This is a genomic window from Streptomyces sp. NPDC012935 (genome assembly GCF_042900345.1).
Lineage (GTDB): Bacteria > Actinomycetota > Actinomycetes > Streptomycetales > Streptomycetaceae > Streptomyces.
On record NZ_JBIBBC010000008.1, the window covers coordinates 295,584 to 318,444 of the forward strand.

The following is a 22,861-nucleotide window of genomic DNA, read 5'->3' on the forward strand; positions in this document are numbered from 1 at the left end:
TTGGCAACTTGGCGTGAAGCATTCGATCACGAAGCGTTGCACTCACGGGCCGTGCAGGGAAGTGCGCCTTGTCGCAGTGGCCAATCCACGTAGGGTGCGCAGGGCCCCTGAGGCCCTTTCCGTGCAGGTGGAACGGGGGTTGGGGGGTGTTCTGGGTGGGGGATGCATGCGCGCCAGAAGTTGGCTGAAAAGCAACGTGCCTGTGCGCGGAAACCGGTCAACCGACCGGTGTATTTCCCCCAGTGTGACGTCCGCCTCTATGTGCCCCTGTTCCGGTCCTGTGATGACGTCCGCGGCGCCGGGGCGTCGGGCCGAACTGTTCCCCGGCCTTCAGGCGTGCCGCGCCGCGTTCCGACTGGCGCAGCAGCAGGCGGCACACGGCCGTCACGGCGGCCAGACCGAAGGCGGTGCCGGCGGCGCCGGCGAGCGAGGTGCCGTACCAGAGGAGCACCACGGGGACGAGGACGCAGCTGAAGGCCGCCCAGCGGACCACGTCGGTGACGCTGTCCTCGGTGGGTGTGCGGGGTGCGGACATTGGGTGCGTGCTCCCTGGGCTCCCTGGGCGGTGGCTCGTGGTGATCAACGCGGGTGCGAGCGGTCGGTCACTGGTACGCGCCGGTAGGCGGCCGTCCGGTGACGGATGAAGTTGAACCCTGTGCAAACCGCCTGTACACCGCAGCAACCATTGCGTTACGGGCGCACCCTCGTGCATGCTCCCTGGAACCCGCACGGACCGAGAGCGGGGATCTGGGCTAAGGAGGCGTGCCGCCGTACCCTTGGGGTATGGGGTTGGGAAGACCATTCCCGGACACAGCTCCGCCGCACATGCTGCATCCGTCAACGAGCTCCGCTCGCGGGCCCACCCATAAAGGATCAATACGCCGAGACAGCCATGGCCGGTCACGAATTCTTCGAACCCGCGGACCGCAAGCGGCCCGTCGCCGACCCCACGGCGGCCGAGCCCCTGGCGGCGGAAGAGTCACGCCATTCCTGCGATCCCGCTTTCAAGCACGGCGTCGTCGTCGGCTTCGACGGCTCCACCTCCAGTGAGCGCGCCCTCGCGTACGCCATCGGTATGGCTCACCGCTCCGGGTCGGGCCTGATCATCGTCCACGTCGCCAACCGGCTGCCCACCACGGTGTGGGCGGGCTGCGAGCCGCCGGTCTTCGTCGATGTGCCGGACCACCGCACCGAGGTGCTCGGCCTCGAACTCGCGTGCGCGGAGTATCTCGCCGAGGTGCCCTGGATCCTCGTGGAGCGCGGCGGGGACATCTGCCACGAGCTCGAAGAGGTCGGGCGGGAGTACGAGGCGGACGCGATCGTCGTCGGTTCCACGCACGGCATCGTCGGACGGATCTTCGGCTCCGTCGCCGGGCGGCTCGCGAAGCGGGCCAAGCGTCCCGTCGTTGTCATTCCGTAACTCGCCGTTGTCCCAGGTGAGATGAGCCGTTCGGGACGTCGGTCACCTTCTTGCAATGCGTGAACTTACTCGCGCGTAGAGGTGTTTGTGCCTTTGTGAAGGGCATATATCGCTCACTGCACAACCGCACATGCATGAAGGGAGCCCGCCGTGGACAACGACGTCTCTGCGGGAAGCGGAATAACCACCGTGGTCGGCCGACTCGCCCTCGGCGTCACCCTGTTGGCCTTCGGCCTGGGGTACGCCGATGTGATCGACGGCGTGTCGGCTGCTGACGCCGTATCAATCGCCCAGTACGTGGGCGGCATTGCCCTCTTCGTCGCCGGCCTGATGGCCCTGCGCGACCGTGACGCCGCGAACGGGACCGCGTTCGTGGCGCTCGGCGCCCTGTGGTTCACGTGGGCCGTCTCTGCCGACAATCAGGTGTCCGCCAACGCGGCCGGGTTGTTCCTGCTGCTGTTCGCCCTCGTGGCGCTGACGCTGACCCTCGCCGGGGGCGACCAGCTCGGTCAGGCCGCGTACGGGTTGTTCTTCGTGTCCCTGCTGCTCATGGCCATCGCCGGCTTCGCGGACAACGACGGGCTCACCAAGGTGGGCGGCTGGTTCGCCGTCGCCGCGGGTGCGGTGGCCTGGTACGCCGCGACTGCGGCTCTCGCGCACTGGCCGACCGTAGTTCCTCGACGCGCTGCGGGCCGGGGCGTGACGGCCGCCGGTTAGCTGCGCCGGCTGGGGAGTTGGGCGGCTCCCCGGCGAAATGACGGACCCCCCGTTAGTGGTGGCATCACGGGGGGTTCGTCGCTGTTTCGTTGGCCTCTGCGGGTGCGTGGGGGCTGGTCGCGCAGTTCCCCGCGCCCCTGGGCCGGCTATTCGACCGTTACCGACTTGGCGAGGTTGCGCGGCTTGTCGATGTCTCGGCCCAGGGTCAGGGCCGTGTGGTAGGCGAGGAGTTGGAGGGGGATGCCCATCAGGATGGGGTCGAGTTCGTCCTCGTTCTTGGGGACGACGATCGTCTGGTCGGCCTTCTCCTGGGGCTGGTGGGCCACCGCGAGGATCTTGCCGCTGCGGGCCTTGATCTCCTCCATGGCGGCGCGGTTCTTCTCCAGGAGGTCGTCGTCGGGGACGATCGCGACCGTGGGGAGGGCCGGCTCGATCAGGGCCAGCGGGCCGTGCTTGAGCTCGGAGGCCGGGTAGGCCTCGGCGTGGATGTAGGAGACCTCCTTGAGCTTGAGGGAGGCCTCGCGGGCGACCGGGTAGCCGCGGACGCGGCCGATGAAGAGCATCGAGCGGGCCTCGGCGTACTGCTGGGCCAGCTTCTCGATCTCGCCCTCCTGCTCCATGATCTCGGCGATCTGGGCGGGCAGCTTGCGCAGGCCCTCGATGATGCGCTTGCCGTCGCGGACGGAGAGGTCGCGGGTGCGGCCCAGGTGCAGGGCCAGCAGGGCGAAAGCGACCGTCGTGTTGGTGAAGCACTTCGTCGAGACCACGCAGACCTCGGGGCCGGCGTGCACATAGATGCCGCCGTCGGCCTCGCGGGCGATCGCGGAGCCGACCACGTTCACGATGCCCAGGACCCGCGCGCCCTTGCGCTTCAGCTCCTGGACGGCGGCGAGGACGTCGTAGGTCTCGCCGGACTGGGAGACCGCGATGTAGAGGGTGTCGGGGTCCACCACCGCGTTGCGGTAGCGGAACTCCGAGGCGGGCTCGGCGTCCGCGGGGATGCGGGCCAGCTCCTCGATCATCTGGCCGCCGATCATGCCGGCGTGGTACGAGGTGCCACAGCCGAGGATCTTCACGCGGCGGATCTTGCGGGCCTCGCGGGCGTCCAGGTTGAGACCGCCGAGGTGCACGGTGGAGAAGCGGTCGTCGATGCGGCCGCGCAGGACGCGGTCCACGGCCTCGGCCTGTTCGTGGATCTCCTTGTGCATGTACGTGTCGTGGCCGCCCATGTCGTAGGAGGCGGCCTCCCACTCGACGGTCGTGGGCTCGGCCGTCGTACGGGTGCCCTCCGTCGTGTAGGTGCGGAAGTCGTCGGCCTTGAGGGTGGCCATCTCGCCGTCGTCCAGCGTCACTATCTGCCGGGTGTGGGCGACCAGGGCCGCGATGTCCGAGGCGACGAACATCTCCTTCTCGCCGATGCCGAGGACGACCGGGGAGCCGTTGCGGGCGACGACGATGCGGTCCGGGAAGTCGGCGTGCAGGACCGCGATGCCGTAGGTGCCCTCGATGAGGCGCAGCGTCTCGCGGACCCTGTCCTCCAGCTTCTCCGCCTGCGAGCGGGAGATCAGGTGGACGAGGACCTCGGTGTCGGTCTCGGAGAGGAACTCGACGCCGTCCGCCTCCAGCTTGCGGCGCAGGTCGGAGGCGTTGTCGATGATGCCGTTGTGGACGACGGCGACCTTGCCCTCGGCGTCCAGGTGCGGGTGGGCGTTCACGTCGGAAGGGGCGCCGTGGGTGGCCCAGCGGGTGTGGGCGATGCCGGTCGTGCCCTTGAAGCGCGCCGGGACCTTGGCCTCCAGGTCGCGCACCCGGCCCTTGGCCTTGACCATCTTCAGGGCGGGCGCCTTCGGGGAGGAGACGACCACGCCGGCCGAGTCGTAGCCGCGGTACTCCAGGCGCTGCAGGCCCTCCAGCAGCAGGGGCGCCACGTCACGCTTCCCGATGTATCCGACGATTCCGCACATATATATAGGTATCCCTAGCCGTAGACGATGCGGCGCAGCTGGCGGAGCGTGAGCTCCGGTGGTGCCACCGCCCGGTATTTCAGGTCCGCCTCGATCCGTTCGAAGATCTCCGCGTTCACCAGGCCCTGGGCCTGGAGCTCGCGGTGGCGGCGACGGACGACCTCCTCGGTCGTCTCGTCGAAGTAGGCGAGCACGTCCTGGATCACCCGCAGTGCCTCGCCCCGGCTGAGGGGCGTGCTGCGGGTCAGGTGATCAACAAGGTCGTCGTGCACTCGGTAGATCCTGGGGTATGAGGGAGCGCTTCGCAAGAATCCTGCCCGATTTCGGGCAGCTGCCTGGTAATCGGCTGGCAATCTCCTGTTGAAGCTCCTTGGAAGAACATTGAGGGTCTCATGGGGGCCTGTTCCGGAGCCGTCCATACCGCGGCCCGTATCTCGTTGCCTGAGGGGACGAGTTTCGGACGCCATGGACATTCCTCGCATGGGAGTACCCCAGCAGCTGGCCGAGCGCATGAGCATGGCCGAGCAGCACGAGTACCTGCGCGCCAAGTTCTCGCGGCGCACGATGATCAGAGGCGGCGCCGTCACGCTGGGCGCCGTCGCGGGTGGCGCGTTCGTACCCGGCGCCACCGCCCAGGCCGCCGTGCCGACGCGGACGGCCCCGCGCACCGAGACCGTCGACGGCGCCCTCGTCGCCCCCTTCGGCCGCCACCTCGCCTACGGCAACGACGCGCGCACCGAGATGACCGTCTCGTGGCAGGTCCCGGTCGCCGTGAAGAAGCCGTTCGTCCGGATCGGCCCCCACCCCTGGGACCTCTCCCGCAAGATCGAGGCCGAGGTCCGCACTCTCCACACCCCGGCCGGCGTCGGGGCGAGTGCCGACCACACGCAGTACTACGTCCACGCCAGGCTCAGTCACCTGCGCCCGGGCCGCACGTACTACTACGGCGTCGGCCACCAGGGCTTCGACCCCGCCGAGTCGCACCTGCTCGGCACCCTCGGCACCTTCACCACCGCGCCCGACCGCAAGGAGCCGTTCACCTTCACGGCCTTCGGCGACCAGGGCGTCAGCTACCACGGTCTCGCCAACGACAGTCTGCTCCTGGGCCAGAACCCGGCGTTCCACCTGCACGCCGGTGACATCGCGTACGCGGACCCGGCCGGCCAGGGCAAGCCGGCCGACACCGGCTTCGACTCGCGGGTGTGGGACCAGTTCCTGGCCCAGACCGAGTCGGTCGCCAAGTCGGTCCCGTGGATGGTCAGTTACGGCAACCACGACATGGAGGCCTGGTACTCGCCCAACGGCTACGGCGGCGAGGAGGCCCGCTTCACGCTCCCCGACAACGGGCCGGATCGGAAGAACCTGCCGGGCGTGTACTCCTTCGTCCACGGCAACACCGCGGTCATCTCGCTCGACCCGAACGACGTGTCGTACGAGATCCCCGCCAACCTCGGTATCTCCGGCGGCACGCAGACCAAGTGGTTCGAGGCGCAGCTGAAGAAGTTCCGGGCGGCCCACGACATCGACTTCGTCGTCGTGTTCTTCCACCACTGCGCGTACTGCACCTCCACCGCGCACGCCTCGGAGGGGGGTGTGCGCCAGGAGTGGGTGCCGCTGTTCGAGAAGTACCAGGTGGACCTGGTCATCAACGGCCACAACCACCAGTACGAGCGCACGGACGTGATCAAGGGCGACAAGGTCACGAAGAAGCTGGAGATCGGCGGCACGGCGTACCCCGAGACCGAGGGCGTGGTGTACGTGACCGCGGGTGCGGCGGGCCGCAGCCTGTACGCGTTCAGCGCTCCGGACTCCTACGAGGGGCACGAGAACGAGGTCGACTCCGTTGCGTCCTTCGTGAACCTCAAGGAGGGCAAGCAGAACGAGACGGTCGCCTGGTCGCGGGTGCGCTACCTCAACTACTCGTTCCTGCGGGTGGACGTCCAGCCCGCCCCGCGGGGCCGTTACGCCACCCTGAAGGTCCAGGGCATCGCCGAGACCGGTGACCGGATCGACCACTTCACGGTGGCCCGCCGGGCCAAGTAGGCCCGCGTAGGGCCCGGCAGGTCCGCTACATCCGCTTGAGAACCGCCTGTTTGGCCAAGGTGAACTCCTCGTCCGTCAGCACGCCCGTGCGATGGAGCTCGCCGAGTTCGCGCAGGCGGCGCAGGAGGGCGTCGTGATCGTCCTCGGCGGCTGCGACCGGAGGGGAAGGCAGCTCCGGTCGGGCGTCCGCCACCTCCGTGCCGGTGGCCCTGGCCGGATGCGGGAGGCGTGCCTGGACCGCCGCCGCGACCAGGGCCATCAGCGGGTCCTTCTTGAAGCCCCACAGCTCCACCGCGTTCGGGTCGTACTTGGGCGGGGCCTTGGTGGGCGCGTTCCGGACGGTGAAACGGAGGTGGCCGTTCTCCAGGCCTGCCGCCGGATGCCACTCCACGGCCGTGATGTCGGTGACCGTGAGGGAGCGGCTGCCGGCGGCGGCCTTGGCGTCCTCCGTCTTCCAGTTCCACTCCAGGCGGATGTTCTCGCCGTCGAAGGTCGCGGTGCCGTCCCCGGCGGAGACCGACAGGGGCACGGCGGGGCCCGGCAGCAGATAGGCGTCGACCGGGTCGGCCGGGACCTGGTCGAGCAGCAGGGCGTTGCGCACCTCGTCCACGAAGTACTCGGCGACGCCGTAGCGGTCGGACTCGACGATCAGCTGATACGGGTCGTGGGGCTCGGTGAGCCGGCCGCCGGTGGCGTGCAGCAGCGGGTCGGCGCCGTCGCGCAGCCGCAGTCGCAGTCGTCCGGCCTTCTTGCCCTGCTCGAAGGAGACCCCCGCCAACGCCCCGAGGGGGACGACCAGTTCACCCAGCGTCTTGCGGAACAGGCTGACGTTCTTGTCCCGCCCGGGAGTCAGCCGCAGTGCGTCGCCGTCGAAGACCCACGTGCCGTCCTTCTGGATGATTTCCGCCATGGGGTGGATTGTTCCACCAGTCTCACGAGAGAGTGGTCCAGACCTCTTGGAGCTCAACGGCTCATGGAAGGGACGGTTTTGTGAGACACGGTTTGGTGAGACACAGAACACTGCGCCTTCTCGGTTCCCTGCTGCTGGTCGCGATGGGCGTCTGCGTCACCGGGGCCGCGCCCGCGCCGGCCGCATCGTCCACCCCGCTCGACCGGGTGGTCCCCGCGCCCGCCTCGGTCGCCCCGGGCGGATCGCCCTACAAGATCACCCGCGGCACCCGTATCCGCGTGGACGACTCCCGTGAGAGCCGCCGCATCGGCGAGTACCTCGCGTCCGTCCTGCGCCCCTCCACCGGCTACAGCCTCCCGGTCACCGCCCAGGGCGGCGGCGGTATCCGACTGCGCCTGGCCAAGGGCTCGTTCGGCGCCGAGGGCTACCGGCTGGACAGCGACCGGGGCGGCGTCACCATCACCGCCGCGGCGCCCGCAGGTCTCTTCCACGGCGTGCAGACCTTGCGCCAGCTACTCCCGGCGGCCGTCGAGAAGGACTCCGTGCAGCCCGGCCCCTGGCTGGTCGCGGGCGGCACGATCCAGGACACCCCGCGTTACGGATGGCGCGGCGCGATGCTGGACGTCTCCCGGCACTTCTTCACCGTCGACCAGGTCAAGCGCTACATCGACCAGCTCGCCCTCTACAAGATCAACAAACTGCATCTGCACCTCAGCGACGACCAGGGCTGGCGCATCGCCATCGACTCCTGGCCGCGACTGGCGACGTACGGCGGCTCGACCCAGGTCGGCGGCGGCCCCGGCGGCCACTACACCAAGGCCGACTACAAGGAGATCGTCCGGTACGCGTCCTCCCGCTACCTGGAGGTCGTCCCCGAGATCGACATGCCGGGCCACACCAACGCCGCCCTCGCCTCGTACGCCGAGCTGAACTGCGACGGCGTCGCGCCCCCGCTCTACACCGGTACCGAGGTCGGCTTCAGCTCGCTGTGCGTGGGCAAGGACATCACGTACGACTTCGTGGACGACGTGATCCGCGAGCTCGCCGCGCTCACGCCGGGCAAGTACCTCCACATCGGCGGGGACGAGGCGCACTCGACCAGCCACGAGGACTATGTGAAGTTCATGGACCGCGTGCAGCCGCTCGTCGCCAAGTACGGCAAGACGGTGGTCGGCTGGCACCAGCTGACCGGGGCGACCCCCTCGCGGGGGGCGGTGGCGCAGTACTGGGGGCTGGACGGTACGAGTGCCGAGGAGAAGGCGCAGGTCGCCAAGGCCGCGCAGAACGGGACGGGGATCGTGCTGTCCCCGGCCGACCGGATCTACCTCGACATGAAGTACACGGCGGACACCCCGCTGGGGCTGGACTGGGCCGGTCTGGTCGAGGTGAAGCGGTCGTACGACTGGGATCCCGGCACCTACCTTCCCGGGGCGCCCGCTTCGGCGATCCGGGGTGTCGAGGCGCCGATGTGGACGGAGACGCTCACCAAGTCCGCGGACCTCGAGTACATGGCCTTCCCGAGGCTGCCCGGGGTGGCCGAGCTGGGCTGGTCGCCGGCTTCCACGCATGACTGGGATGCCTACAAGGGGCGGCTTGCTGCGCAGGCTGAGCGGTGGGAGGCGTTGGGGATCGGGTTCTATCGGTCGCCTCAGGTGCCTTGGCCTTCGGCGTGAGGGTGGTTCTTCGTCTGCGGGCCCGGCGGGGGCTGGTCGCGCAGTTCCCCGCGCCCCTTGAGGGCGTCGCCGCCGAGGCCCCTTAGATGCGCCGACGGGCACCCCGGGGGACCGTACCCCGGGGTGCCCGTCTGTCCTTGTGGGGCCGTGGGCTACAGGCCCGCTATCGGGTTCTTCAGGTTGCCCACCAGCTGGAGGGCGCCCGCCGGGTCCGCCAGGTCCACCATCTGCTTGTTGTTGCGCAGCTGGAGGCGGTTGAGGCAGGACAGCGCGAACTCGGGGGCGAACATGTCGTACTGCTTGAACTTGTCGGCGAGTTCGGGCACCGAGTGCTGGTAGTCCCGGGTGACCTCGGCGACCGTACGCCAGAAGTCGTCCTCCGCCAGGATTCCCTCGGCCGCGAGGTTCGCGGCGAGGAAGCGGAAGAAGCAGTCGAAGACGTCCGTGAAGATGGACAGGAGCTTCTTGTCCTCGGGGACCTCCACGCGCAGCCGCTCGACCGTCGGCGGCAGCACCGCGTCCGGGTCCATGACCGCGATCTCCTCGGCGATGTCCTTGTAGATCGCGCGCTCGACGACGCCGTCCTTCAGGGCCAGGATGACGTTCTCGCCGTGCGGCATGAAGACGAGGTCGTAGGCGTAGAAGCTGTGCAGCAGCGGGGTGTAGTACGCCTTCAGGTAGCGGCGCAGCCACTCCACCGGCGTCAGCCCCGACTGCGCGATCAGCGCACCCGCGAAGGACGCGCCCTCGTCGTCGACGTGGACGAGGGAGGCCATCGTGGCCAGCGACTCCCCCTCCTTCAGGGACGCGACCGGGCTCTCGCGCCACAGGGCCGCCAGCATCTTGCGGTACGGCGAGTAGCGGTCCGTCGCCGCCTCGTACTCCAGATGCCGGTAGCCGACGGCGGCGCGCTCGCGGATGATCGACAGGCCGGTGTCCCGCAGCACCGGGTCGTTGTCGATGAGCTGGGCGAGCCAGTCGTTGATGGCCGGGGTCGCCTCCATGTACGCCGCCGAGAGGCCGCGCATGAAGCCCATGTTGATGACGGACAGGGCCGTCTTCACGTAGTGCTTCTCGGGGCTGGACCGGTTGAAGAAGGTCCGGATCGACTGCTGGGCCAGGTACTCGTCGTCGCCCTCGCCGACGCAGACGAGGTGCCTGCGGGCGACCTCGGCGGCGAAGGTGACGGTGAGCTTGTTCCACCACTGCCAGGGGTGGACGGGGATCAGGAGGTAGTCGGCGGGGTCGAGGTCCTGGTCGCGCAGGACGCCGTTGAAGCGCTCGACGGTCTCCTCGCCCAGCTCCTGCCGGACGAAGGACTCGTACTCGATGCCGACACCGGCCGTGAAGGCCGCCCGGTCGCGGTGCGCCGCCAGCCAGACCAGCCGGACGGGGCTCGCGGTCTCGGGGGCGTACGACAGGTACTCGTGGATGCCGAAGCCGAGCCGCCCGTTGTTGGCCACGAAGCAGGGGTGGCCCTCGGTCATGCCGGTCTCGATGGCCTGGAAGCCGCTCTTCACCAGCTCGGCGACCGGGACCTGCGGCTTGGTGAGCTTGTAGCAGGTGCCGGAGAGGGTGGAGGAGATCTCCTCCAGGTAGACCGGCAGGACCTCGTCGCTCAGGCCCAGCGACTTCTGCAGCTCGATGAAGAAGTCCAGGGCGGCGAGCGGGAGTTCGGCGCCGTCCCGGTGGCGGGTGATCGAGTCGGCGTCGACCTGCCAGTGGTCGAGGGCCCGGATCACCGCCTTGAAGGTGTACCGCGTCAGACCGTCGTCGCTGCGCACGACGTACTCGCCGGCGCCGGTGGCCTCCGGCGTGATGAGCCGCTCGTGGGCGAACTCGGCGAGGCCCTTGCGGATCAGGAGGCGGTTGGCCCGCGCCCAGCGGTGGGGGGACAGATGCGCTACGGCGTCGGACAGGGTCATACAGCTACTCCTCGGGCGGCCAGGAACTGTGCGCGTGTGCAGAAGCTCAGCAGCGCGCGCTTCTCCGGCTTGTCGATCTCACGTTCGGGCACGAAGCCGACGGCCTCGTTCAGCGCGTGCACGGCCTTGTTGCCCACGTCGGGTTCCACGACGATCCGGCGGGTGTGCGGGTCGGCGAACAGCTCGTCCATCACGGCGGTGATGACGGCCCTGGTGAAGCCGCTGATCGGGCGGTCGGTGGGGGCGACCAGGAAGTGCATGCCGACGTCGCCGGGCTCGGGGTCGTACAGGCCGACCAGCTCGACGTACCGGGGGTCGTACTTCTCCATCAGGAAGGCCGGTTCGCCGTCGTGCAGGCCGAGGTACGCGTGGTGGTGCTCGTGCGCCGCGATGCGCATGTACTCGCGCTCGACGTCCTGGAGTTTCGCGTCCTGCATCATCCAGAAGGCCGCCTTGGGGTCGGTGACCCAGCGGTGCAGCAGCTCGGCGTCCTTCAGGGGGTCGAGCGGGCGGACGGTGAACGTGCCGATGTCTGTGGTGCTCATACGGAGAACTCCTGGAACGCGATCGTCTTCTCGACCGGGTAGTACTCGGTGCCGAGCAGCTCGCGGATGATGTAGGCGTTGCGGTACGGGCCCATGCCCAGGTCCGGGCTCGTGATGCTGTGCGTGTGGACGCCGGCGTTCTGCAGGAAGACGCCGCGGCCGGTGACGTCGACGGCGTAGTTGCGGGCGACGTCGAAGTTGCCCCGGGAGTCGTAGACCAGCCGGTCCTTGACGGGCGCGAGGAACTCCGGCTCGGCGTACTTGTAGCCGGTGGCCAGGACCAGGCCCTGGGACTGGAGGTCGAAGTCCTTCTGCTGCTCCTCCTGGCGGAAGGACAGGGTGTACGTACCGTTCTCGTACGCCGCGCCGTTCAGCGAGGAGTTGGTGAGCAGCCGGGTGGGGACCGGGCCGCCGAGGTTCTTCTGGTAGAGCAGGTCGAAGATCTCGTTGATCAGGTCGCCGTCGATGCCCTTGAACAGGCCCTTCTGCTCGGCGGTGAGGCGGTAGCGGGTCGCCTCCGGCAGCTCGCGGAAGTAGTCGACGTACTCCGGGGAGGTCATCTCCAGCGTGAGCTTGGTGTACTCCAGCGGGAAGAAGCGCGGGGAGCGGGTGACCCAGTTCAGCCGGTAGCCGTGGACGTCGATCTCGCTGAGCAGGTCGTAGTAGATCTCCGCGGCGGACTGCCCGGAGCCGACCAGCGTGATCGACTCCTTCTTCTGCAGCTCCGCCTTGTTCTGCAGATAGCGGGAGTTGTGGATGAAGTCACCGCCCAGGCCCTGGCAGGCCTCCGGTATGAAGGGCGGGGTGCCGGTGCCGAGGACCAGGTGACGGGCGCGGTAGGTGTCACCGGCGGTCGTCGTCACGACGTACAGGTCTTCCTCGTACGTCACCTCGGCGACCGTCGTGCTGAAGCGGATGCTGCTCAGCTTGTTCGCGGCCCAGCGGCAGTAGTCGTCGTACTCGACCCGCAGCGGGTAGAAGTTCTCCCGGATGTAGAACGAGTACAGCCGGCCCTTCTCCTTGAGGTAGTTCAGGAAGGAGTACGGCGAGGTCGGGTCGGCCAGCGTGACCAGGTCCGACATGAACGGGGTCTGGAGGTGGGCACCGTCCAGGAACATGCCCGCGTGCCATTCGAAGTCCGGCTTCGACTCCAGGAAGACGCCGTCGAGCTCGTCGATCGGCTCGGTCAGGCAGGCGAGGCCGAGGTTGAACGGGCCGAGCCCGATCCCCACGAAGTCATGGGTTCTGGTCGGGTTTTCAGGACGCGCGGTCAAGGGACTCTCCCAGGTACTGCTCGGCGTGGCCGGCGATCAGGTCGAGGACGGCGGCGATGTCGTCGGTCGTCGTCTCGGGGTTGAGCAGGGTGAACTTCAGGTAGTGGCGGCCGCCCACCTTGGTGCCCGCTACCACCGCGTCGCCGGAGGCGAACAGGGCCTTGCGGGCGTACAGGTTGGCGCGGTCGATCTCGGCGGGGTCGGTGACGGCCGCCGGGATGTAGCGGTAGACCAGGGTGGACAGGGTCGGCTCGACCACGACGTCGAAGCGCGGGTCGGCGGCCAGCAGCTTCCAGCCCTCCACCGCCAGGTCGCAGACCTCGTCGAAGAGCTGCCCGATGCCGTCGGCGCCCATGGTGCGCAGGGTCATCCACAGCTTGAGGGCGTCGAAACGGCGGGTCGTCTGCAGGGACTTGTCGACCTGGTTGGGGATGCGCTCGGTGACCATACGGCGCGGGTTGAGGTACTCCGCGTGGTAGGTGGCGTGGCGCAGCGTCGAGGCGTCCCGGACCAGCACGGCCGAGGAACTGACCGGCTGGAAGAAGGACTTGTGGTAGTCGACGGTGACGGAGTCGGCGCGCTCGATGCCGTCGATTCGGCCCCGGTACTTCACGGAGGCGAGCAGACCGCAGCCGTAGGCGGCGTCGACGTGCATCCAGGTGCCGAACTGCTCGCACAGCTCGGCGATCTCGGGCAGCGGGTCGATGGAGCCGAAGTCGGTGGTGCCGGCGGTGGCGACGACGGCCATCGGGACCAGGCCGTCCTTCTTGCAGCGCTCCAGCTCATGGGCGAGCGCGACGGTCTGCATGCGCTTGTCGTGGTCGACGGGGATGGAGACCACCGCGTCCTGGCCGAGGCCGAGCAGTTTCGCCGACTTCTTCACGCTGAAGTGGCTGACCTCGGAGGCGAAGATACGCAGTTTGGCGAAGGAGTCGGTCTTCGCCTCCTCGCGGGCCAGCAGCAGTGCCTGGAGGTTGGACTGCGTGCCGCCGGAGGTGAAGACACCGTCGGCGTTCTCGCCGAGGCCTATTCGGGCGGTCGTCCAGTCGATGAGCTTGCGCTCGATGAGGGTGCCGCCGGCCGACTGGTCCCAGGTGTCCAGGGAGGAGTTGACGGCGGAGAGGATCGCCTCGCCGAGCACGGCCGGGATGACGACCGGGCAGTTGAGGTGGGCGAGGTAGCGGGGGTGGTGGAAGTAGATCGCGTCCCGGAGGTAGACGTCCTCCAGCTCGTCGAGGACCGCGGCGGGGTCGTGCAGCGGCTGGTCGAGGTCGATCGCGTCGATGGTCGGGGCGAGGGCGTCGACGGTGACACCGGTGAACGGACGGTCGGTGGCGGCGAGTTTGGCTGCCACCCGCTCTATACCTTCGGTCACGGAGCGGCGGTACTGCTCCGCGGTCGTGTCATTGAGCAGGTGCGAGCGCATGGGGAGGTCCTCCGGTGGGGACGGGCCGTGTGGTGCGGGGTGCGGGGGATGCGTGTGTGAACTTAGGTTAGCCTAACCTAAGTGACGCGAACTCAGGGCAGCCTCGACCGTGACTGTGATCACGTGGCTCCCAGCGGTAACTACTCGGCGGCGCGCAGCTGTTCCTCGGTCATCCCCTGGCGCCAGTAGCCGACGAACGTCACCCGGCGCCGGTCGATCCCGCGCTCACCGACGAAGTGCCGGCGCAACGCCTTCACACGGCCGGACTCACCGGCGATCCAGACGTACGGACGCTCGGCGGGCGGCAGTTCGCCGGTGCGGACGGCAGCGAGGCCGTCCTCCTGCACCAGCCAGGTGATCTCGGCGTCGGCCTCGGTCGCCAGGTCCTGGACGTCCCCGGCGTCGTGCACCTCCAGCCACACCCGGGCGCGGGTGCCGGCGGGCAGGGTTTCGAGGATGGCGGAGACGGCGGGTACGGCGGTGTCGTCGCCCCAGATGACGACCAGGTCGGTGTCCTGCGGCGGCCGGAACCGGATCGCGCGGTTGTCGGCGATGGCGGGACCGAGCAGCAGGACCCGGTCACCGGCGGTGGCGCGGGCGGCCCAGTGCGAGGCGGGCCCGGCGGGGGTGTGCAGGACGAAGTCGATGTCGATCTCGTCGGGGTCCCGGCGAAGCGCGCGCAGGGTGTACGACCGCATCACGGCGCGGACGTCGTCAGGGAGTTCACGCCATCCCTGCCACCAGCCGTCGCCGAGCTCGAGGGGAACCTGCGGCTCGCTCTGGCCCGGGTGCGGCAGGAACAGCGACAGGGACTGGTCGTGCCCGTCGGAGTGGAAGGCGTGCAGATCGCTCCCGGCGAAGGTGACCCGGACCATGGACGGCCCGAGCCGCCGCGTCCGTACGACCTGAAGGGAAAAGAAACGGAACGGGGCGGCGACAGCGGTGGTCATGGGGGTAACTCCCGAATCGACGTCAGGGGATCCGACCTGCTTTTAGGGGCGCGGGGAACTGCGCGACCAGCCACAACGGACCCGCAGTCGCCCCGCAACCTCAAGGGGCCCTTGGCTAGGCGACCTTCTTCGCCTTTTCGATCGCCTCGGCAAGGCTCGTCAGCAGCGGCGTGCACTTGTCGTAGGACAGGATCGGCTCGGGGGAGCGGGCGATGACCTGGCCGGCCTTCACCGCGGGCAGCTTCTTCCAGGTGGCCTCGGAGATGTCGGCCGGCTGGATCGTCGAGGAGCGGTCGTCCATCATGATGATGTCGGCCGGGTACTTGTCGACGTTCTCCCAGCTGAGGCTCTCGAACCAGCCGCCGCCCTCCTTCTTGGCGCTCTCCGGCGGCTCGACGAACTTCACGCCGAGGGACTTGAAGTACTCGAGGTCGATGGAGAGGTTCGTGCCGGAGACGTAGAAGATGTCCTGGCTCGCGGAACCGGCCATCACCTTGATCTCGGGGCGGGCCTTGGCGGCCTTGCGCAGACGCTCCGCGGCGGCCTCGAAGTCCTTCTTGGCCTGGGTGACCTTGTCGGCCTTCATGTCCGCGCCGAGGGACTCCGCCAGCTCCCACATCTTCTGCAGCGGCTGGGTGATCGGACGGTCGTAGACGGAGATCGCGGCGCTCGGAGCGAGCTTGGCGATCTTGTCCTTGGAGGCCTCAGGGACGTACCAGAGGGTGCCCGCGTTGTCGAAGGTCGTGGAGATGAGGACCTCGGGGGCGAACGCCGCGTACTCCTCGACGTTGAACTGGTCCCAGACGTTGCCGAAGACGGTCAGCTTGCTGACGTCCATGTCGCCGGCCTGGACGTCGGCCTTGCCGTCCTGCGTCTTGGTCGGGCCGAAGACGCCCTTGACCTCGATGCCGTAGTCGTGGAGGGCGGCGGCGACACCGACGAAGGCCACGATCTTGGTGGGGACCTTGTCGAGCTTCACGGTGGTGCCGCGGTCGTCCTTGAACGCCCAGGGGCCGGACTTGGCAGCGGTCGTGGCCTCGTCCGAGCCACCGTTTTTCGCGTCGTCGTCCCCGCAGGCTGCGAGCACGGCGCCCAGGCCGAGGGCGCCGCCCGCGGCGAGGATGCCGCGACGGGTGAGGTGGGTGGCTCTTGCGTTGGACATGGGTACGCTGCTTTCGAACAGGGTTGATCACCGGCCGGACAATTCGAAGGTAGGTTAGCCTAACCTGAGCTGATCTCCCAGGGGTGGGGGCCTTGTGATCGAAGCTGTGCGTGTGCTGAGAGATGCGTACCTAACTCAACAGGCCTCAACCTCCTTGCATTGAGGGCTTGTTGAAACCCGATCGCGGGTATCGCGGGCGTATCGAAAATCGCATACGCCATGGCAACGGGCCCTCCGTCTCCAATGGGGGCATGGACTCCAACGCAACCCTGTCGGCACCCCCTCGCCGCACCCGCAGCATCGTGTCCCTCGGTCTGGCGGTCCTCGGCGTCGCGGGCGCCCTGTTCGTCGTGCGGGGGCCGCTCATGATGTCCGCTCCGAGGTGCATGGCGGGGCGGTGGCATGGCTGCTTCGACACGTTCAACGGTGTGGTGCTCATGACGTTGGTCGCGCTGCCGTTGGCCATGCTGGTGGCGTGGGCGCTGACGCGCCTTCGGCGTGCCGCCGGGGTCACGTCGGCCTGGCGGAAGTCGCTGGCCGAGGTGGGCATGGTCCACGGGACCGTGCCGTTCCTGTGGCTGACCATGATGCCGGGCGCCGCGCCCGGCATCGCCCCCGCCCGGGTGAGCCTGGTACCGCTGCGGGACCTGGTCACGATGGGGCCGCTCGGGATCGTCGGCAACCTGCTGGTCTTCGCGTCACTGGGGTTCTTCGCCCCGATGCGGTTCGCGGCGCTGGCGTCCGTGCCGCGGATCCTGGCGCTCGGGGCGGGCTGCTCGGTCCTGGTCGAGACCGCACAGTACGTGCTGCGCCTGGACCGGGTGTCGTCCGTGGACGACGTCCTCGTCAACGCCGCCGGCGCCGTGCTGGCCGCGCTGGCCTCGCGCCGCTGGTGGCGCACTTCGGCACAGACGCCGCCGGACCATACGTCGGCGATACGTTCCGCTGCCTAGGCTCCGCACATGCGCGTACTGATCGTGGAGGACGAGCCCGACCTGGCCGAAGCCGTCCGTGACGGTCTACGGCTGGAGGCGATCGCCGCCGACATCGCAGGCGACGGCGGCACCGCCCTGGAACTGCTCGGCGTCAACTCCTACGACCTCGCGGTCCTCGACCGCGACATCCCCGGTCCCTCCGGCGACGAGGTCGCCCGGCGCATCGTCGCCTCCGGCAGCGGCATCCCGATCCTCATGCTCACCGCTGCCGACCGGATCGACGACAAGGCCTCCGGGTTCGGGATCGGCGCCGACGACTACCTCACCAAACCGTTCGAGCTCCGGGAACTCGTCCTGCGGCTGCGGGCGCTCGACCGCAGGCGCGCGTACGCCCGGCCCCCGGTCCGCGAGATGGCGGGCCTGCGGGTCGATCCCTTCCGCCGGGAGGTCTTCCGCGACGGACGCTACGTCGCGCTCACCCGCAAACAGTTCGCCGTCCTCGAAGTCCTCGTGGCCGCCGAGGGCGGGGTCGTCAGTGCCGAAGAGCTGCTCGAACGGGCCTGGGACGAGAACGCCGACCCCCTCACCAACGCCGTGCGCATCACCGTCTCCGCACTGCGCAAACGGCTCGGCGAACCGTGGATCATCGCCACGGTGCCCGGCGTCGGCTACCGGATCGACAGCAGTCCCCCGCATGAATAGGCGCCCAGGGCTCAGCGCCCGACTGAAACTCACCCTCAGCTACGCCGGGTTCCTCGCCGTCGCCGGCGCTCTCCTGCTGGCCGTGGTGTGGGGGTTCCTGTTGCGCTACGTGCCCGACAACTCCCAGGGCCTACTGGGGGCCTCGCCCAACCGCTACCTGCTTGTGCGCACGTTCGCCCCCGCCGCGGCCGTGGCGATGGGCCTCCTGCTCGTGTTCGGCCTCGTAGGCGGATGGATCCTCGCCGGCCGGATGCTGGCACCGCTCACCCAGATCACGGACGCGGCACGGAGGGCCGGGAACGGGTCGCTGTCCCACCGGATCCGCATGAAGGGACGCCGGGACGAGTTCCGTGAACTCTCCGACGTGTTCGACTCGATGCTCGGACAACTCGAGTCGCACGTCGCCGAGCAGCAGAGGTTCGCCGCGAACGCCTCCCATGAACTGCGCACCCCGCTGGCCATCTCGCGCACGCTCCTCGACGTCGCCCGCAAGGACCCCACCCGGGACCGGGGCGAACTCATCGAACGCCTGCACGCGGCCAATACGCGGGCGATCGATCTCACCGAGGCCCTGCTGCTGCTCAGCCGCAGCGACCGGGGGAACGTCGGCCGCGAGAGCGTCGACCTCTCCCTCGTCGCCGAAGAGGCCGCCGAAACGCTGCTCCCCCTCGCCGAACAGCGCGGGACCACGCTCGACGTCACCGGCGGGGCGGCACGGACCGGCGGCTCCGCGGAGCTCCTGCTGCGGATGGTGACGAACCTCGTCCAGAACGCCGTCGTCCACAACCTCCCCGCCAGCGGCACCGTGACGGTCCACACCGAGGCACACGGCGACACGAGCGTGCTGCGGGTCGAGAACACGGGCCCGCCGCTCCCACCGGAACTGCTCCCGACCCTCACCGAACCCTTCCGGCGCGGCACGGAACGCGTACGCACCGACGAACACCCCGGCGTCGGCCTCGGCCTGGCCATCGTGCACAGCATCGTCCGCGCCCACGACGGGACCCTCGACCTCGCCCCGCGCCCCGCCGGCGGTCTGCTCGTCACGGTCCGGCTTCCCGGCACACCGTGCGTGTCCTCCCCGGACGGGGCCCGCTGGATCGTCGAAGAGAGCTGAGGCTCCCGGGGCAGCGGGCCCGTCCGGCGGTGGGACTCAGCCCACCAGCCCCAACTCCCGCGCGATCAGCATCCGCTGCACCTCGCTCGTGCCCTCGCCGATCTCCAGGATCTTGGAGTCGCGCCACATCCGGGCCACCGGGTACTCGTTCATGAAGCCGTAGCCGCCGTGGACCTGGGTGGCGTCACGGGCGTTGTCCACGGCGATCGTGGAGGAGTACAGCTTCGCGAGCGCCGCCTCCTTCTTGAAGGGCTCGCCTGCGACCAGGCGGCTCGCCGCGTCGCGCCACGCCAGGCGGGCCGTGTGGGCCTTCATCTCCATGTCGGCGATCTTGAACTGGATGGCCTGGTTGGCGCCGATGGGGCGGCCGAAGGCGTGGCGTTCCTTGGCGTACTTCACCGACTCGTCCACACAGCCCTGCGCCAGGCCGGTCGCGAGCGCCGCGATGGCGATGCGGCCCTCGTCCAGGATGCGCAGGAACTGGGCGTAGCCACGGCCCTCCTCGCCCAGGAGGTTGGCCGCCGGGACGCGGACGTCCGCAAAGGACAGCTCACGGGTGTCGGAGGCGTTCCAACCGACCTTGGAGTAGGGGGCCGCGACCGTGAAGCCGGGCGTCCCGGACGGGACGATGATGGACGAGATGAGCGGCTTGCCGTCCGGCTTGCGGCCCGTCACCGCCGTGACCGTGACCAGGCCGGTGACGTCCGTACCGGAGTTGGTGATGAAGCACTTGGTGCCGTTGATCACCCACTCGTTCGTCGACTCGTCCAGGCGGGCCGTGGTGCGCGTCGCGCCCGCGTCCGAGCCGCCGTCGGGCTCGGTCAGGCCGAAGGCGCCGAGCATCTCGCCGGAGCAGAGGCGGGGCAGCCACTCCCGCTTCTGGGCGTCCGTGCCGAACAGGTGGATCGGCATCGCGCCGAGAGAGACGCCCGCCTCGAGGGTGATGGCGACCGAGGAGTCCACGCGGGCCAGCTCCTCCAGCGCGATGCCGAGCGCCAGGTAGTCACCGCCCATGCCGCCGTACTCCTCGGGGAACGGCAGGCCGAACAGGCCCATGCGGCCCATCTCCCGCACGATCTCGTACGGGAACTCATGACGCTCGTAGAAGTCGCCGATCTTGGGCGCCACGACATCGTGGGCGAACGCCTCCACCGTGCGGCGGAGTTCCTCCAGTTCGGGGGAGAGACGGTGGTCCATGGCTGTTCACTGCTCCTTGTGGGACAGGGCTCGTACGGTGCGGGAAGGGCTGGGTCGGCCCAGTTGCTCGGCCATCCACGCGCTCGTGGCGACTAGGCGGTCGAGGTCGACTCCGGTGTCGATGCCGAGGCCCCGCAGCATCCACACGAGGTCTTCGGTGGCGAGGTTGCCGGTGGCGGACTTGGCGTAGGGGCAGCCGCCGAGGCCGCCGGCCGAGGCGTCGACGGTCGTGACGCCGTGCTCCAGGGCGGCGTAGGTGTTGGCGAGCGCCTGGCCGTAGGTGTCGTGGAAGTGGACGCCGATGACGTTCGTGGGAACACCCTCCTCGTTGAGCATGGAGAGCAGTTCCCGCACATGCCCGGGCGTGGCGACGCCGATCGTGTCGCCCAGGCTGAGCTCGTCGCAGCCCATGTCCCGCAGCGCCCTGCACACGCGGACCACCTGGTGGACCGGGACCGCGCCCTCCCAGGGGTCGCCGAAGCACATGGAGACATAGCCGCGGACATGGATGTCCTCGGCCTTGGCGCGGGCCACGACCGGCTCGAAGACCGCCAGGGACTCGTCGAGCGTCCGGTTGAGGTTGGCCTTGGCGAAGGACTCCGTGGCGCTGGCGAAGACGGCGACCCGGCGGGCGCCGAGGGCCAGGGCGCGGTCCAGGCCGCGGTCGTTGGGGACCAGGACGGGGAGCGCCACCGGGAGGTCGCTGACGAGCGGGAACAGCTGCTCCGCGTCGGCCAGTTGGGGCACCCACTTGGGGTGGACGAAGCTGGTGGCCTCGATCGTCGTCAGCCCCGCCTCGGCGAGGCGGCGCACGAACTCCGCCTTGACCTCGGTCGGCACGGTCGACTTCTCGTTCTGCAGGCCGTCGCGCGCCCCGACCTCGTGGATGCGGACCCGGGCGGGCAGGTCCGCGGCAGGCACCGTCATCGGCAGCGTCATCGGTCCTCCTCCGCCGGGGTGATGACCGCCAGGACCTGGTCCATGGCGACCGTCGTGCCGGGTGTGACGTCCAGTTCGGCGACCGTGCCGGCATGCGGGGCGGAGATGACGTGCTCCATCTTCATCGCCTCGACGACCAGCAGGCTCTGCCCGGCGGCCACTTCGTCCCCGACGGCCACCTTCACGACGGTGACCGTCCCCGGCATCGGCGCGGTGAGGGAGTCGGCGCCGGAGTGCGCGGCTCCGGTGAGGGACGCGGCGACCGGGTCGTGGTCGCGCACGTGCCAGGCGTCGCCCTCCCGGCCCAGCCAGGTGCCGTCCGGCAGGGCGGCGAGGTCGAAGGTGTGCCGGACGCCGTCCAGGGTCACCGACACGCGGTCTCCGGCAACGGTGGCGGAGCCGCGCGGGGCGTACTCCACCGGCTCCTGCACCCGCAGGGGGAAGCCGACGGGCTTCGGGGTCCCGCCGAGCCGCCAGCCGCTCGGCACCGAGAACGGGTCCGTCCAGCCGCCGCCCGTCGGCCGCAGCGCCTCCAGCCGTACGGCCGCCGCCGCCTCGTAGACCTCGTCGGGTACGTCCGCGGTGACCAGGTCGTCCACCACGCGCTCGACCAGCCCGGTGTCCAACTCGCCCGCGACGACCGCCGGATGCGCGAGCAGCCGCCGCAGGAACCCGGCGTTCGTCTGCACGCCCAGCGTCACCGTCTCCGCGAGAGCCGCCCGGAGCTTGCGCAGCGCCGTGGCCCGGTCGGGGCCGTACGCGATCACCTTGGACAGCATCGGGTCGTACAGGCTGCCGACCTCGGTTCCCTCGCTGAGCCCGGAGTCGGTGCGGATGCCGTCGCCCTGGGGCTCACGCAGCCTGAGGACCGTGCCGCCCGAGGGGAGGAACCCGCGCGCGGGGTCCTCGGCGCAGATCCGGGCCTCGACCGCGTGCCCGGTGAGCCGTACGTCCTCCTGCGCGAAGGCCAGCGGCTCGCCCGCCGCCACCCGCAGCTGCCACTCCACCAGGTCGAGTCCGGTGATCAGCTCGGTGACCGGGTGCTCGACCTGGAGGCGGGTGTTCATCTCCATGAAGTAGTACGAGGAGGGGTCGCTGCCCGGCACGATGAACTCCACCGTGCCCGCGCCCCGGTACCCGCAGGAGCGCGCCGCCTGTACGGCCGCCTCGCCCATCGCGGCCCGGGTCGTCTCGTCGAGCAGCACACTGGGCGCCTCCTCGATGATCTTCTGGTGCCGCCGCTGCAGGGAGCACTCGCGCTCCCCGAGGTGGACCACGTTCCCGTGGCCGTCGGCCAGGACCTGGATCTCGATGTGCCGGGGCCGGTCGATCCACCGCTCCACGAGAAGCGTGTCGTCACCGAAGGAGGCGCGGGCCTCACGGCGGGCGGCGGCGATCTCGTCGCCCAGCACGGCCGCGTCCCGCACCAGCCGCATGCCCTTGCCGCCACCGCCGGCCGACGGCTTGAGCAGCACGGGCATGCCGATCTCGCGGGCGGCGTCGGCGAGCTGGGCGTCCGTCAGCCCGCTGCCGCTGGAACCCGGGACGACCGGGACGCCGGCCGCCTTCACCGTCTCCTTGGCCCGGATCTTGTCGCCCATCAGCGAGATGGCGTCTGCGGGCGGTCCGATGAAGACCAGCCCGGCGTCGGCGCAGGCGCGCGCGAAGCCGGCGTTCTCCGCGAGGAAGCCGTATCCGGGGTGGACGGCCTGGGCGCCGGAGCGGGCCGCCGCCTCCAGCAGCCGCTCCACCGACAGATAGCTCTCTGCGGCCGGCGCCGGACCGATCCGTACCGCCGTGTCGGCCTCCCGGACATGCCGGGCGTCGGCGTCCGCGTCGGAGAAGACGGCCACCGAGCGCACGCCCAGCGAGCGGAGCGTACGGATCACGCGCACGGCGATCTCGCCGCGGTTGGCCACGAGGACCGTGTCGAACATGGTCTGCGTCATCTGCACAGTCCCC

Annotated in this window: 20 protein-coding genes; 7 read left to right on the forward strand and 13 right to left on the reverse strand. The window is 69.5% G+C overall.

Features of this window, described 5'->3' with window-relative positions; genetic code table 11:
• Positions 1-217 precede the first annotated feature (217 nt).
• Positions 218-535 carry a hypothetical protein gene (locus ACFY5C_RS21695; protein WP_328881463.1) on the reverse strand — a complete coding sequence of 106 codons (318 nt, stop codon included), beginning with the start codon at positions 533-535 and terminating at the stop codon, positions 218-220.
• A 357-nt stretch (positions 536-892) separates the two neighbouring features.
• Here ACFY5C_RS21695 and ACFY5C_RS21700 point away from each other — a divergent pair, with 357 nt between their 5' ends.
• Together ACFY5C_RS21700 and ACFY5C_RS21705 are read left to right on the forward strand one after the other, a co-directional pair.
• Positions 893-1,420 (forward strand): universal stress protein, encoded by a 528-nt coding sequence (locus tag ACFY5C_RS21700; protein ID WP_389446521.1) that lies wholly within the window; start codon positions 893-895, stop codon positions 1,418-1,420.
• 150 nt (positions 1,421-1,570) lie between these two features.
• Positions 1,571-2,137, forward strand: coding sequence for a GPR1/FUN34/YaaH family transporter (locus ACFY5C_RS21705; RefSeq protein WP_389446523.1), 567 nt, complete (start codon positions 1,571-1,573; stop codon positions 2,135-2,137).
• 146 nt (positions 2,138-2,283) lie between these two features.
• Here ACFY5C_RS21705 and glmS read toward each other — a convergent pair whose 3' ends face one another.
• Positions 2,284-4,101: a glutamine--fructose-6-phosphate transaminase (isomerizing) gene (gene glmS / locus ACFY5C_RS21710; RefSeq protein ID WP_389446524.1), complete on the reverse strand. Its 1,818-nt coding sequence runs from the start codon at positions 4,099-4,101 to the stop codon at positions 2,284-2,286.
• Between the two features lie 14 nt (positions 4,102-4,115).
• Positions 4,116-4,373: a hypothetical protein gene (locus ACFY5C_RS21715; protein ID WP_328427477.1), complete on the reverse strand. Its 258-nt coding sequence runs from the start codon at positions 4,371-4,373 to the stop codon at positions 4,116-4,118.
• 208 nt (positions 4,374-4,581) lie between these two features.
• Here ACFY5C_RS21715 and ACFY5C_RS21720 point away from each other — a divergent pair, with 208 nt between their 5' ends.
• Complete coding sequence (locus ACFY5C_RS21720; RefSeq protein WP_389446525.1) at positions 4,582-6,144, forward strand: purple acid phosphatase family protein; 1,563 nt, start codon at positions 4,582-4,584, stop codon at positions 6,142-6,144.
• A 25-nt stretch (positions 6,145-6,169) separates the two neighbouring features.
• Here the strand turns inward: ACFY5C_RS21720 and ACFY5C_RS21725 are convergent, their stop codons facing one another.
• Entirely contained in the window at positions 6,170-7,054 is an 885-nt protein-coding gene (locus ACFY5C_RS21725) for a DUF4429 domain-containing protein (RefSeq protein WP_389446527.1), read from the reverse strand.
• A 143-nt stretch (positions 7,055-7,197) separates the two neighbouring features.
• Between ACFY5C_RS21725 and ACFY5C_RS21730 the strand changes: the two genes are divergently transcribed.
• Complete coding sequence (locus tag ACFY5C_RS21730; protein ID WP_389446697.1) at positions 7,198-8,727, forward strand: beta-N-acetylhexosaminidase; 1,530 nt, start codon at positions 7,198-7,200, stop codon at positions 8,725-8,727.
• 152 nt (positions 8,728-8,879) lie between these two features.
• Here ACFY5C_RS21730 and ACFY5C_RS21735 read toward each other — a convergent pair whose 3' ends face one another.
• The 6 genes from ACFY5C_RS21735 to ACFY5C_RS21760 all read right to left on the reverse strand — a co-directional run bounded on the left by ACFY5C_RS21735 (position 8,880) and on the right by ACFY5C_RS21760 (position 16,009).
• Positions 8,880-10,652: an IucA/IucC family protein gene (locus tag ACFY5C_RS21735; protein ID WP_389446529.1), complete on the reverse strand. Its 1,773-nt coding sequence runs from the start codon at positions 10,650-10,652 to the stop codon at positions 8,880-8,882.
• The gene (locus ACFY5C_RS21740) at positions 10,649-11,197 is read right to left on the reverse strand and encodes a GNAT family N-acetyltransferase (RefSeq protein ID WP_389446531.1); all 549 of its coding nucleotides are present in this window, start codon (positions 11,195-11,197) and stop codon (positions 10,649-10,651) included. The genes ACFY5C_RS21735 and ACFY5C_RS21740 overlap by 4 nt, the downstream gene beginning before the upstream one ends.
• The gene (locus ACFY5C_RS21745) at positions 11,194-12,471 is read right to left on the reverse strand and encodes a lysine N(6)-hydroxylase/L-ornithine N(5)-oxygenase family protein (RefSeq protein WP_389446533.1); all 1,278 of its coding nucleotides are present in this window, start codon (positions 12,469-12,471) and stop codon (positions 11,194-11,196) included. Before ACFY5C_RS21745 ends, ACFY5C_RS21740 begins: the two co-directional genes overlap by 4 nt.
• A complete protein-coding gene (gene desA / locus ACFY5C_RS21750) occupies positions 12,455-13,897 on the reverse strand; it encodes a lysine decarboxylase DesA (protein ID WP_389446535.1) in 1,443 nt (480 codons plus the stop codon). Before desA ends, ACFY5C_RS21745 begins: the two co-directional genes overlap by 17 nt.
• 140 nt (positions 13,898-14,037) lie before the next feature.
• Positions 14,038-14,847, reverse strand: coding sequence for a siderophore-interacting protein (locus ACFY5C_RS21755; protein WP_389446537.1), 810 nt, complete (start codon positions 14,845-14,847; stop codon positions 14,038-14,040).
• 115 nt (positions 14,848-14,962) lie between these two features.
• A complete protein-coding gene (locus tag ACFY5C_RS21760; RefSeq protein WP_389446539.1) occupies positions 14,963-16,009 on the reverse strand; it encodes an ABC transporter substrate-binding protein in 1,047 nt (348 codons plus the stop codon).
• 251 nt (positions 16,010-16,260) lie between these two features.
• Here ACFY5C_RS21760 and ACFY5C_RS21765 point away from each other — a divergent pair, with 251 nt between their 5' ends.
• From ACFY5C_RS21765 to ACFY5C_RS21775, 3 genes are read left to right on the forward strand one after another with little or no spacing between them, the layout of a single operon-like run.
• Positions 16,261-16,962, forward strand: a complete 702-nt coding sequence (locus tag ACFY5C_RS21765) for a VanZ family protein (protein ID WP_389446541.1) — start codon at positions 16,261-16,263, stop codon at positions 16,960-16,962.
• A 9-nt stretch (positions 16,963-16,971) separates the two neighbouring features.
• Entirely contained in the window at positions 16,972-17,646 is a 675-nt protein-coding gene (locus tag ACFY5C_RS21770; protein WP_389446543.1) for a response regulator transcription factor, read from the forward strand.
• Complete coding sequence (locus ACFY5C_RS21775) at positions 17,639-18,763, forward strand: sensor histidine kinase (RefSeq protein WP_389446544.1); 1,125 nt, start codon at positions 17,639-17,641, stop codon at positions 18,761-18,763. Before ACFY5C_RS21770 ends, ACFY5C_RS21775 begins: the two co-directional genes overlap by 8 nt.
• 36 nt (positions 18,764-18,799) lie before the next feature.
• On the opposite strand, the gene ACFY5C_RS21780 is transcribed toward ACFY5C_RS21775, so the two are convergent.
• The 3 genes from ACFY5C_RS21780 to ACFY5C_RS21790 are packed head-to-tail and all read right to left on the reverse strand — an operon-like array spanning position 18,800 to position 22,836.
• Positions 18,800-19,960: an acyl-CoA dehydrogenase family protein gene (locus ACFY5C_RS21780; RefSeq protein ID WP_389446546.1), complete on the reverse strand. Its 1,161-nt coding sequence runs from the start codon at positions 19,958-19,960 to the stop codon at positions 18,800-18,802.
• A 6-nt stretch (positions 19,961-19,966) separates the two neighbouring features.
• Positions 19,967-20,899, reverse strand: coding sequence for a hydroxymethylglutaryl-CoA lyase (locus ACFY5C_RS21785; RefSeq protein ID WP_389446548.1), 933 nt, complete (start codon positions 20,897-20,899; stop codon positions 19,967-19,969).
• Entirely contained in the window at positions 20,896-22,836 is a 1,941-nt protein-coding gene (locus ACFY5C_RS21790) for an acetyl-CoA carboxylase biotin carboxylase subunit (RefSeq protein WP_389446698.1), read from the reverse strand. The genes ACFY5C_RS21785 and ACFY5C_RS21790 overlap by 4 nt, the downstream gene beginning before the upstream one ends.
• Positions 22,837-22,861: the final 25 nt, after the last annotated feature.

Coding starts and splice junctions, on each gene's coding strand:
- ACFY5C_RS21725 (WP_389446527.1), bottom strand. CDS start 7,054: ATGGCGGAAATCATCCAGAAGGACGGCACGTGGGTCTTCGACGGCGAC.
- ACFY5C_RS21740 (WP_389446531.1), bottom strand. CDS start 11,197: ATGAGCACCACAGACATCGGCACGTTCACCGTCCGCCCGCTCGACCCC.
- ACFY5C_RS21785 (WP_389446548.1), bottom strand. CDS start 20,899: ATGACGCTGCCGATGACGGTGCCTGCCGCGGACCTGCCCGCCCGGGTC.
- ACFY5C_RS21770 (WP_389446543.1), top strand. CDS start 16,972: ATGCGCGTACTGATCGTGGAGGACGAGCCCGACCTGGCCGAAGCCGTC.
- ACFY5C_RS21755 (WP_389446537.1), bottom strand. CDS start 14,847: ATGACCACCGCTGTCGCCGCCCCGTTCCGTTTCTTTTCCCTTCAGGTC.
- ACFY5C_RS21730 (WP_389446697.1), top strand. CDS start 7,198: ATGGGCGTCTGCGTCACCGGGGCCGCGCCCGCGCCGGCCGCATCGTCC.
- ACFY5C_RS21735 (WP_389446529.1), bottom strand. CDS start 10,652: ATGACCCTGTCCGACGCCGTAGCGCATCTGTCCCCCCACCGCTGGGCG.
- glmS (WP_389446524.1), bottom strand. CDS start 4,101: ATGTGCGGAATCGTCGGATACATCGGGAAGCGTGACGTGGCGCCCCTG.
- ACFY5C_RS21780 (WP_389446546.1), bottom strand. CDS start 19,960: ATGGACCACCGTCTCTCCCCCGAACTGGAGGAACTCCGCCGCACGGTG.
- ACFY5C_RS21775 (WP_389446544.1), top strand. CDS start 17,639: ATGAATAGGCGCCCAGGGCTCAGCGCCCGACTGAAACTCACCCTCAGC.
- desA (WP_389446535.1), bottom strand. CDS start 13,897: ATGCGCTCGCACCTGCTCAATGACACGACCGCGGAGCAGTACCGCCGC.
- ACFY5C_RS21695 (WP_328881463.1), bottom strand. CDS start 535: ATGTCCGCACCCCGCACACCCACCGAGGACAGCGTCACCGACGTGGTC.
- ACFY5C_RS21760 (WP_389446539.1), bottom strand. CDS start 16,009: ATGTCCAACGCAAGAGCCACCCACCTCACCCGTCGCGGCATCCTCGCC.
- ACFY5C_RS21765 (WP_389446541.1), top strand. CDS start 16,261: ATGGACTCCAACGCAACCCTGTCGGCACCCCCTCGCCGCACCCGCAGC.
- ACFY5C_RS21700 (WP_389446521.1), top strand. CDS start 893: ATGGCCGGTCACGAATTCTTCGAACCCGCGGACCGCAAGCGGCCCGTC.
- ACFY5C_RS21720 (WP_389446525.1), top strand. CDS start 4,582: ATGGGAGTACCCCAGCAGCTGGCCGAGCGCATGAGCATGGCCGAGCAG.
- ACFY5C_RS21790 (WP_389446698.1), bottom strand. CDS start 22,836: ATGTTCGACACGGTCCTCGTGGCCAACCGCGGCGAGATCGCCGTGCGC.